At 75.1% G+C, this 9,656-nt stretch carries 9 protein-coding genes; 3 read left to right on the top strand and 6 right to left on the bottom strand.

The genetic code is table 11. From position 1 onward, the window contains the following. Positions 1-1,180 (bottom strand): histidine kinase (locus tag VR45_RS35505; protein WP_078897225.1); only part of this gene is annotated, 1,180 nt, incomplete at its 3' end. 321 nt (positions 1,181-1,501) lie between these two features. Here VR45_RS35505 and VR45_RS35500 point away from each other — a divergent pair. Beyond that, positions 1,502-2,992, top strand: coding sequence for an alpha/beta fold hydrolase (locus tag VR45_RS35500; RefSeq protein ID WP_045944041.1), 1,491 nt, complete (start codon positions 1,502-1,504; stop codon positions 2,990-2,992). 84 nt (positions 2,993-3,076) lie between these two features. Here VR45_RS35500 and VR45_RS35495 read toward each other — a convergent pair whose 3' ends face one another. Continuing rightward, positions 3,077-4,021 (bottom strand): LysR family transcriptional regulator, encoded by a 945-nt coding sequence (locus VR45_RS35495; protein WP_045944040.1) that lies wholly within the window; start codon positions 4,019-4,021, stop codon positions 3,077-3,079. A gap of 110 nt (positions 4,022-4,131) precedes the next feature. Here VR45_RS35495 and VR45_RS35490 point away from each other — a divergent pair, with 110 nt between their 5' ends. Together VR45_RS35490 and VR45_RS35485 are read left to right on the top strand one after the other, a co-directional pair. Next, positions 4,132-5,088, top strand: a complete 957-nt coding sequence (locus VR45_RS35490; protein WP_078897223.1) for an NAD(P)H-binding protein — start codon at positions 4,132-4,134, stop codon at positions 5,086-5,088. Next, positions 5,078-5,443 carry a darcynin family protein gene (locus tag VR45_RS35485; RefSeq protein WP_045944039.1) on the top strand — a complete coding sequence of 122 codons (366 nt, stop codon included), beginning with the start codon at positions 5,078-5,080 and terminating at the stop codon, positions 5,441-5,443. Before VR45_RS35490 ends, VR45_RS35485 begins: the two co-directional genes overlap by 11 nt. A 60-nt stretch (positions 5,444-5,503) precedes the next feature. Here the strand turns inward: VR45_RS35485 and VR45_RS35480 are convergent, their stop codons facing one another. The 4 genes from VR45_RS35480 to VR45_RS46280 all read right to left on the bottom strand — a co-directional run bounded on the left by VR45_RS35480 (position 5,504) and on the right by VR45_RS46280 (position 9,505). Beyond that, positions 5,504-6,388 carry a prohibitin family protein gene (locus tag VR45_RS35480; RefSeq protein WP_045944038.1) on the bottom strand — a complete coding sequence of 295 codons (885 nt, stop codon included), beginning with the start codon at positions 6,386-6,388 and terminating at the stop codon, positions 5,504-5,506. A 138-nt stretch (positions 6,389-6,526) separates the two neighbouring features. Continuing rightward, the gene (locus tag VR45_RS35475; RefSeq protein WP_078897221.1) at positions 6,527-7,354 is read right to left on the bottom strand and encodes a poly-gamma-glutamate hydrolase family protein; all 828 of its coding nucleotides are present in this window, start codon (positions 7,352-7,354) and stop codon (positions 6,527-6,529) included. Positions 7,355-7,427: 73 nt separating this feature from the next. Beyond that, positions 7,428-9,179 (bottom strand): ABC transporter ATP-binding protein, encoded by a 1,752-nt coding sequence (locus VR45_RS35470; protein WP_045944037.1) that lies wholly within the window; start codon positions 9,177-9,179, stop codon positions 7,428-7,430. 188 nt (positions 9,180-9,367) lie between these two features. Then, the gene (locus VR45_RS46280; protein ID WP_107084371.1) at positions 9,368-9,505 is read right to left on the bottom strand and encodes a SapB/AmfS family lanthipeptide; all 138 of its coding nucleotides are present in this window, start codon (positions 9,503-9,505) and stop codon (positions 9,368-9,370) included. Between the last annotated feature and the right edge of the window lie 151 nt (positions 9,506-9,656).

Below are 9,656 nucleotides of genomic sequence, written 5' to 3'. Positions count from 1 at the left end.
CCGGGAGCGGTCCGGCGCGCAGGGTCCCCCCGTAGGCGGCCGAGCGCTCGCGCATGCCGGGGATGCCGTGGCCGGAGGGCGCGGCGGCGGGGGTCGGCGGGCAGGGGCCGGTGTCGGTGACGTCCACGGTGATGGTGCCGGCCGAGCAGCGGATCCGGACCGTCGCGCGGGTGCCGGCGGGCGTGTGCTTGAGGGCGTTGGTCAAGGCTTCCTGTACCAGGCGGTAGACGGTGAGCTGGGCGGTGGCGGGCAGGTGGCCGTGGCGGCCGTGGACCTCCAGCGCGGTCGGCAGGCCGGCGGCGGACATCTGCTCGGCGAGGGCGTCCAGTTGGGCGATGCCGGGCAGCGGGTGGCGCTCCGCGTCCGGTTCGTCGGCCCGCAGGACGCCCAGCGAGCGCCGCATGTCGGTCAGCGCCTGCCGGCCGGTCTCGGAGATCTGCCGCATCGCGGCGTCGGCCCGGTCGGGCGACCGCTGCCGCGCGTAGCCGGCGGCGTCGGCGAGCGCGACCATGACGGACAGGTTGTGGGTGACGATGTCGTGCATCTCCCGGGTGATCCGCGCCCTTTCCTCGGCGACGGCCAGTCGCGCCTGCTGCTGCTGTTCCCGCTCCAGGTGCGCGGCCCGTTCCTCCACGGCCGCGAGGTAGGCGCGGGTGGTCCGCACGTTCATCCCGAGGACGGCGGCGGCCACGGTCATCGCGGTGACCGCGACGAACGGGGTGAGGAACGCGCCGTCCGGCGCCCAGCGCAGGCAGGCCAGCAGGACCCCCGCCTCCACGACGGCACCGGCGACCAGCGTGGTGCGCCGCTCCGAGTGCGCGGCCGCCGTGTAGAGGGCCACCAGCACGGCGATGTCCGCCGGGAGTTGGACATCCAGCAGCCACTGGGCGAAGGCCGCGGCCACCACGGCGCCGAACACCGCGAGCGGGGCCCGGCGGCGCCACAGCAGGGGCAGCGCGAGGGCGGCGGTGAGGGCCACGGTCAGCGCCGGTTCGCGCGGTGCGGGCGTGGTCGCGGCATTGAGGAGGAGCAGCGCGGGCAGCAGCGAGTCCCACACCGGGGGCGGCAGGCGGCGGATCCGGCGGGTGGCGGCCGCCACCGCCCGCTCCGCCCGGCTCACCCTCGGCCGGAGCCCCTTCGGCCGGTGGGCCTTGCCGGGTTCCGCGGCGGCCTCGGTCATCACACGTCCCTGTCGATCCGGTGTCGTGGCGGCCCGGGCGGGCCACCACCGGGGACCGCCGGGCCCGCCTCCGGTACGGGAACCGCACCCGGCGCGCCGGCCGGCTCGTCCCGCGGCCCTGTCACGGTAGGCCACCGGCCCGCCGGGCGCATGAGTCCACCGTCGGACGGTGCCGGGCCGGCGTACGACCGGAGGAGGAGACGGACACCGACCGGGGTCGCAACGCGGCGGCCGGTCCGGCGTGTTCGTCTGCCACCCCGGTCGCAGTGGAGAGGGTCTCGGCGCCCGCCCCCGGTCGGACCGGGCGGCGACCCGGGAGCGATGTGGCGGCGGGTGCCCGGCGCCGACGATGGCCGGGTGACCGAGATCATCACGGGACTGTTCCTGTCCCCCCTGGAAATCCTTGCCCTGCTGAGTGCCCTCGCGCTGGTGGTGGCGCGCTGGCTGCCCCCCGCGGCCCGCCCGCGCACCACCGTCGCGGCGGGGGCGGTGCTCCTCCTGTCCGTGCTCGTGCTGGCGCTGACCGGGCTCCGCTGGCAGCTGCTGCCGGTCCTGGCCGGCGCCCTCCTCGCGCTGCCGTTCGCCCTCGCTCCCCTCCTGCGGCGCCGGACCGGCCGGCCGGCGTGGCGGGCCCGCTGGTGGCTGGCGCTGCCGGGATCGCTGGCCTGCGCCGGGCTGATCGCCGCCGGACCGGTGTCCGCCTGGGCCTTCCCCGTCCCCGTGTTCCCCGAGCCCACGGGCGAGTTCGCGGTCGGCACCCGGGTGCTGCAGTGGACCGACCCGCAGCGGCCGGAGACCTTCACCCCCGATCCGGACGACCGGCGCACGGTCGTGGTCCAGCTCTGGTACCCCGCGCAGCAGAGCCCCGCCGGTACGCCGCGGGCCCAGTACCTCGGGCGCACCGAGGACGAGGCGCGCACGGTCTCCGCCGCCCTCGCCCGGGGTGTCGGCCTGCCGGGCTTCCTGGTCGACGGTGTCCCGCACGCCCGCAGCCGTTCGGTCTTCGACGCCCCGGTGGCCGGGGGCGGCGGCCGGTTCCCGGTCGTGCTGTTCTCCCCCGGGTCGGGCGGGGTGCGCACCCAGAACACCGCCTGGGCGGAGGAACTCGCCAGCCACGGCTACCTGGTGGCCGCGCTCGACCACCCGTACGACTCCGCCGCCGTGGTCCTCGCCGACGGCCGGACGGTCACCACCGCGACCTCCTCCTCCGGCGACGCGGACCAGGACGAGCAATTGGCGGCCGGCTGGACGGCGGTCCGGGCCGCCGACCTCGGCTTCGTCCTCACCCAGCTGGACGGTCTGGACCGGGCCGGGAGCGGCGACCCGCTGACCGGTCGTCTGGACACCGGCCGGGCCGCGGTGACGGGCCACTCGATGGGGGGCGCCGCCGCGCTCCAGGCGGCCCGGCAGGACCGCCGGTTCCACGCCGTCGTCGATCTGGACGGCTTCCCGCACGGCCCGGCCTCGCCCGCCCTCGACCGGCCGGCGCTCGCGCTGACCCAGGCCCTCACCGGGGCGACCGACGCGCGCTACCTCCCCCGGCTGACCGAGGCGCTCGCGGCCGGCACCGCGACGAGCTATCGGCTCACCGTTCCCGGCGCTGCGCATCTCAGCTTCATGGACGGCCCGCTGTACCTGCCGCCCGTGCCCGCGATCGTCGGCTCGCTGGGCCGCACCCGGAGCCCGCGCGTCGTCGCCGGGGCCACCCTCGCCTTCCTGGACGCCACCCTGCGCGACCGGCCCGGCGACCTGGCCGGGGCGCTGTCGGCCTACGGCAGCCTCACCGTCCGGGCCCCGGGCGGCGGGCACTGAGGGGGCGGCGCCTCCGGCCGACCTACGTGCGGCACCGCAACACAGCGGTGCCGCGCGTGCGGTTCCGCGTGCCGAGGCCCGGGCTCACCCCGCCGGAGCCGGGCGCAGCACCCGCCGCACGGCGGCGCGCAGCCACTGGTGGCCGCCGTCGGCGGCATGGCGCGGGTGCCAGGCCATGCCGATCGTCAGCGGCGGCAGTTCGAGCGGGATCTCCAGCAGCCGCAGGCCCAGCGTCTGCGCCGCGCCGGACAGCGGTGACGGCGGCTCGCCCGGCCGCGCGACCGGCACCAGGCAGACCACGTCGCCGGTGGCGGCCAGGGCCATCGCCGCCAGATGCCCGGGCAGTACGGCGCTCACCCGGCGGCTGAGCCCCTGTTCGGCGAGGGCCGCGTCCAGCGGGCCGGTGAAGCGGCCGCGGCGGCTGACCACCACGTGCTCGGCGGCCGCCAGCCGGGCCGGCGTCAGCGGCCCCTCGGCGAGCGGGTGGCCGGCCCTGACCCCGGCCGCCATCCGAAGGGTGGCCAGCTCCTCCACCAGGGTCTCCGGGTCGACGTGGTCGATCGACCCGATCTCCAGATCGATCCGGCCCTCGCGCAGCGCGGGTCCCGCCTCGGAGTCCTCGGCCAGGACCCGCAGCGAGACGCCCGGTGCCCGGCGGCGGGCCAGGGCCAGCAGGCCGGGCGCCAGGGCCGCGCCGACCAGGTCGGCGGCCTGGACGGTGAAGGTGCGCCGCAGCGCGGCGGGATCGACCTGCCCGCTCGGGGTGAGCAGCGCCTCCAGCCGGCGCACCACCGCGGCGGCCTCGTCCCGCAGTTCCTCGGCGCGGGGCGTGGGCACCATCGCCTGGCCGGCCCGCACCAGCAGCGGGTCCTGGAGCACCCGGCGCAGCCGGGCCAGGGTGCGGCTCATCGCCGCGGGGGAGGTGTGCAGCCGCGCGGCGGCGCGGGTGACGCTCTGCTCGGTCAGCAGGGCGTCCAGGGCGATCGCGAGATTGGCGTCGAGGTTCGGATCCGGGCTGCTCACCGGCATTGTTCCGTTCTGGGCAAGGATTGGATGCTGAAGTTCCCATTGTGGCAATGCGGTCGCCGTCCGCACGATGAGGGGGCACCCCTGATCCGACCGAGACCGCGAGGTTTTTCATGATCGTCATTACCGCCCCCACCGGGAACATCGGCCGTCGGCTGCTGTCCCTCCTGGTCGAGGCCGCGCCCGTGCACGGGGAGGAACTGCGGGTCGTGGTCCGCGATCCGGCCCGGCTGTCCGAGGCCGTCCGCGGCCGGGTCGAGGTGGTCACCGGCTCGCACGGCGACGCCGCGACCGTGGAGCGCGCGTTCGCCGGCGCCGACGCCGTGTTCTGGCTCGTCCCGCCGGACGCCTCGGCCGCGCCCGAGGACGGGTGGAGCGGCTTCACCCGCCCCGCCGCCCGGGCGTTCGCCGCCCAGGGCGTCGGCCGGGTCGTCGGGGTGTCGGCGCTCGGCCGCGGCACCGCGCAGGCGGCCCGGGCCGGGCTGGTCACCGCCTCCCTCGCCATGGACGACCTGATCGCCGGCTCCGGCGTCGCCTACCGCGCCCTGGCCTGCCCGTCCTTCTTCGAGAACCTGCTGGAGGAGGCCGACTCGATCCGCGCCGACGGCGTCTTCACCGACACCGTCGCCGCGGACCGCCGCGCCCCGCTGGTGGCCGTCGCCGACATCGCCGCGACGGCGGCCGGGCTGCTGCTGGACCGCTCCTGGACCGGTGTCGACAGCGTCCCGGTGCTCGGCCCCGAGGACCTCTCGCCCGAGGATCTGGCCCGGATCATGACCGAGCAGCTCGGCCGCCCGGTCCGCTACCGGCGCCAGTCGCTGGACGAGTTGCGGTCCGCCCTGCTCGGGTACGGCCTGCACCCGGCCTTCGCGGAGGGCGTCGTCGAGATGAAGCGCGCCAAGGACCAGGGCCTGGACGCGGGCGTCGGGCGCCCGCCGCGGCCGGCGGTCCCGGCCACCGGGTTCGCGCAGTGGTGCGCCGAGACCCTGAAGCCCGCCGTCCTCGCCGCCGGCACCGCCGCCATTACTGACACCACTGACACGGCTCTGGAGGCCACCGATGCCCGCTGAAGCGACCGCACCGCCCGTCACCGCGTTCATGCTGGTCAAGACCACGCCCGAGTGGCTGGGGATGAGCGTGGGCGAGCGGGTGCACGGCTTCACCACCCAGGTCCTCCCGGTGATCGAGGCCCGCGCCCGCGGTGTCCGTTCCCGCTTCTACGACACGGAGTTCTACTCGGCACGGGTGACCGACATCTGGGTCTGGGAGGCGGACGACCACGACGCCTACCGGCTGCTGGTCGACGCGCTGCGCGAAACCCCCTTCTGGGACCGCTGGTTCGAGGTCGTCGAGCTGCTCGTGGGTACCGAGAACGGTTACGCCCGCACCTACGGCCTGGACCCGGTCGCCACCGTCACCGTCTGACGGGCCGTCACTGCCCCTCCCCCGCAGGCCTGTCGGGGAGGGGCGGACCGGGCTCCGGCCTCAGCGCTTGGTGCCGTCGACGATGACCGGCGTGCCGTTCGAGCCGCAGGGGCTGGCGTAGACGGGGTTCTTCTCGGCAGCGGCCTTGAACGCCTCGATGCACTGGCTCAGCAGGATCTTGTCGGTCAACGAGCCGGCGATCGCGGCGTTGGCGGCGGCGGTGCTGTCGGCCTCGATCTTGCGCTTCTCCGCCTCGGCCTTGGCCGTGCGCACGGACGCTTCCGCCTGGGCGGTGGCCTGGTCCTGCTGGATCTTCTGGTCGATGGCCTTCTGCAGGCCGTCGCTCGGCCGGACGTTGCGCAGGTTGACCCCGTTGACGAGGATGCCGCGCGGGGCCAGCCGGGCGGTGATCAGCTTGTCGATCTCCGCGCTGATCGCCTCCCGCTGCGAGCTGTAGCCCTCGACGCTGGTGTGGCGGGCGAAGACATTGCGCACGATCTCCCGGCTGTCCGGGTAGACCTGCCGCTGCTGGACGGCCTCGGCACTGCCGGCCAGCTTGTACAGCTCGACGGTGTGCTGCGGGTCGATCGACCACTTGACCGTCAGATCGGCGTACAGCACCCCGCCCTCGGAGGACCGGACCTCGACGGTCGAGTCACCGGTCAGATCGAGGTCGACGGGCCGGGTCGAGAAGGTGGTCACGTCGGTCAGCGGCGACTTGAAGTGCAGCCCCGGCTGCCAGGCCGCGCCGACCTTGCCGAGGCTGGTCGGCACCCCGACCTCGGTCGGATCGACCACGTGCACAAAGGTGGTGAGCCCCAGCAGCAGCCCGAGGGCACCGGTGAGGAGGCCGCCCAGGGTGACCGGCCAGGACCCGACCTTGCGCCAGCGGAGCACGAGCAGGCTGACACCGATGGCCAGGAACAGCAGGGAAACGATCAGCATGGCGAGTCTCTCGGACTGAAATGATCACACCGGACGGCCGCAGCCTAGACAGCCCACCTTCGCCCACATAAGTCACGTCAGCTGATGTTCATGCAATGAACCCCCGACATTGGCCGAGGGGAACGGGAGGCGGCCGGGTCAGAGCACGGGCTGGGTGGCCTCCAGGCGCTGGATCGCGGTCCGGACGGCGTTGGTGAAGGCCCAGAACAGCGGCAGGGTGTTGGCGGCGCGCTCGGTCCTGGTGTTCCGACCCGGGGCGAACATCGCGGCGCGCAGCTCGGTGGTGGTCTCCAGCTGGGCGCCCATGCCGAGCAGGCTGCGGTTGCAGATGTTCTCCGGGGAGATTCCGGCGATCTCCTCCTCCCCCGAGGCCGTCACCGCGCGGATGCCCGCCGCCGCGAACTGCTCCATCAGGTACTGGCGGAAGGTGGGGTTCAGGCCGCCGACCAGCACGGCCGCAGCGCCGGCCTCCAGACCGGCCTGGGCGGCGGTGCAGCCGTGCAGCGAGAGCACATTGAGGCTGCCGGCGCACATCGCGCGGGCGACGGTGTCGTCGCAGTGGGTCGAGGTGACGTGCAGGACGCTGTTCCCGGAGGAGCGCAGGCCCTCGAACATCCAGAAGTCGTGCACCGGTCCGGCCGCCGGGGTGGGGGCGAGGTCGGCCGGGTGGTAGCCGGCGACGGCCAGACACAGCTCGGAGGTGCCGCCCTCGATGCCGCCGCCGTGCGGGGCGACGACGGTGGTGCGGACGATTCCGGCGCGCGCCGCCGGGTTCTGGTCGTCGACCAAGTGCCGGCGCGAGCGGCGACCGAAGTCCACTCCCTCGGCCAGCGCCGGGTCCGAGTAGAGGGCCGTGTTGGAGGCGTAGGTGTCCGCGGCGTGGGCCGGGGCGGCTCCCAGGGTGCCGCCGACGGCGGCGAGGGCAGGGGCCGCGGCGAGCGCGGTGATCAGAGTACGACGGTTCATCACGGATCGTGATCATGACAGAAGGCGGAAATTCCGGCAACCGTGTGACGGCTCGTGGGCGGAACCCCTCGGGCTACTCGTAGGGGACCGCCACCTGGCCGGTCTGGGCGGCGACGAGTTCGCGGTAGGGGGCGCAGCGGGCGAGGAGGGTGGGGTGGTCGGCGGCGTCGACCACGGTGCCCCGGTTCATCATGATCACGTGATCGGCGTGCTGGACCGTGGAGAGCCGGTGGGCGACGACCACGACGGCGCTGCGGCGGGCCAGTTGGTCGACGATCTCGCGGAAGCGCAGCTCGTTGAGGCCGTCGAGCTGGCTGGTGGGCTCGTCGAGGAGGACGATGTCGGCGCCGGTGAGGAGGGCGCGGGCCAGGGCCATCCGCTGGCGCTGGCCGCCGGACAGGTCGAACTCGCGGCCCAGGACGGTGTCCAGGCCGTGCGGGAGGCGGTCGACGTCGTGGGCGAGGCCGACGGTGGTCAGGGCCCGGGCGAGTTCGCCGTCGCCGGCGGTGCCGGTGCGGCCGAGTTGGAGGTTGTCCCGGGCGCTGGCCTCCAGCAGGGTGAACTCCTGGTCGACGTAGGCCATCCGGGCCCGCAGCGAGGCCAGGGGCCAGGTCCGGATGTCGTGGCCGAGGATGCTGACCGACCCGGCGCCGGGCCGGAGGAAGCGGCCGACGAGGGAGAGCGCGGTGCTCTTGCCCGCGCCGGAGGGGCCGACCACGGCGGTCAGGCCGGTGCGCGGGATGCTGAAGGAGGCGGAGTCCAGGGCGGGCCGCCCGGTGCCGGCGTGAGTGTAGGAGACGCCGCGGAAGACCACGGCCGGGGCGTCGGGCACCGGGACGGGGGTGGGGCGGACCTCGTCCTCCGGGTCCGCCTCCTGGGGCAGTGCGAGCAGTTCGTTGCAGCGGTCCCGGGCGGCGAGCCCGGCCTGGAGCCGGCCGAAGCCGGTGGCGAGGGTGTTCACGGAGGGGACGGTCTGGAGCAGGTAGAGCAGGAAGGCGGCGAACTCCGCCACTTGCAGGTGGCCCGCCGCCATGCGCGCGCCGCCGGTGAGGATCACCGCGATCATGGCGAACTGGTTGCCGAGGGTGAGCGCCGCGGGAACCAGGGCGCCCAGCCGGGCCCCGGTCAGCGACACCACGCGCAGTTGCTCGGCGTCCTGCTCCAGCACCCGGTCGGCCAGGGGTTCGGCCCGGCAGGCCTTGATGGTGGTGAGGGCCTCCAGGTTGGCGGTGAAGCGCTGGGAGATCCGGCCCACCGCGTCCTGCCGACCGGTGACATTGGCCCGCATCCGGCGGGTGATCAGCAGGACCAGCGCGGTCAGCGCGGCCAGGGCGGCGACGGTGACGGCGGTGAGCACCCAGTCGATCCACACCATCACCGCCAGGGTCGCCAGCACCCCGAGGGCGGCCAGCGGGAGTTGCAGCGCCACCTCCACCACCTGGCCCAACAGTTGGGCGCCCGTCCCCCGGGCCCGCACCACCGGCAGCGGCAGGCGCAGGGCGTGGGCCATCACCGTGGTGCGCAGTCGGTAGGTCATGCCTTCGCCGACCCGGGCGAGCTGGAAGCCGGAGAGGGCCTGGGCCGCGGCGCCGACGAGGGCGGCGGCGGCCATCAGCAGCAGTCCGGGAGCGAGGGAGCGGTGGGCGGAGAAGTCCCCGACGATCCGGCGGACCAGCAGCGGGAGCGCGAGGGCGGCCAGGGTGGCCACCACCGCGAGGAGCAGGGCGGCGGCCAGGCGGACCGGCTGGACGGCGAGTTCGCGGCGCAGCCGGACCTGCGGCGGCGCGGGAGCGGCGGCGACGGTGTCGGCGGGCTGGGCGGCCACGGGGCACCTCTCTGCTGAACGGATCGGTGGGTCGTCAGGTGGAGGCGGGAGGAGGCGGGAGGAGGGGAAGCGAGAGGGCCGCGGCGTCGGAACGCCGGGGCCCGCGGGGCCGGGCGGGTGGTCGGTGGACCACCCGCCCGGCCTGACCGCTCGAACCGCACGGGCCGCCCGGCGGACGGCCGGACGGATCAGAGACAGAGAAGCGTGCTGACCGTGCTGGTGCCGCAGTTCAGGACGCTCAGCGAGCTGGTGTGGTCGAGGGTGTCGTCGATCGGGGCCGCCTCGGTCTCGGGCAGCTCCATGGCCTGCAGGTCGAGGATCGCCATGATGGTCTCCTTCACTTCGGGGTGGATCGCCCGGCCGGTCGGCCGGGAGTCTGTGGTGGCGCGCACGCACGGCGGCGCGCTCGGGGTGCCGGTGGGCCGGTGGGCCCTTCGGCGGGGTCGGGACGTGCGGTCAGTGGGGCGCGGCCGACGG

It is taken from the genome of Streptomyces sp. NRRL S-495, assembly GCF_000966955.1.
Lineage (GTDB): Bacteria > Actinomycetota > Actinomycetes > Streptomycetales > Streptomycetaceae > Kitasatospora > Kitasatospora purpeofusca.
Note: the sequence above shows the minus strand (reverse complement) of the source record. Positions and strands in the feature narration are given on the sequence as shown.

What these genes read in the sequence shown, in the direction of transcription:
- VR45_RS35475 (WP_078897221.1), bottom strand. Translation starts at nt 7,354, where the DNA reads ATGAACCGTCGTACTCTGATCACCGCGCTCGCCGCGGCCCCTGCCCTC.
- VR45_RS46280 (WP_107084371.1), bottom strand. Translation starts at nt 9,505, where the DNA reads ATGGCGATCCTCGACCTGCAGGCCATGGAGCTGCCCGAGACCGAGGCG.
- VR45_RS35500 (WP_045944041.1), top strand. Translation starts at nt 1,502, where the DNA reads ATGTGGCGGCGGGTGCCCGGCGCCGACGATGGCCGGGTGACCGAGATC.
- VR45_RS35490 (WP_078897223.1), top strand. Translation starts at nt 4,132, where the DNA reads ATGATCGTCATTACCGCCCCCACCGGGAACATCGGCCGTCGGCTGCTG.
- VR45_RS35480 (WP_045944038.1), bottom strand. Translation starts at nt 6,388, where the DNA reads ATGCTGATCGTTTCCCTGCTGTTCCTGGCCATCGGTGTCAGCCTGCTC.
- VR45_RS35485 (WP_045944039.1), top strand. Translation starts at nt 5,078, where the DNA reads ATGCCCGCTGAAGCGACCGCACCGCCCGTCACCGCGTTCATGCTGGTC.
- VR45_RS35495 (WP_045944040.1), bottom strand. Translation starts at nt 4,021, where the DNA reads ATGCCGGTGAGCAGCCCGGATCCGAACCTCGACGCCAATCTCGCGATC.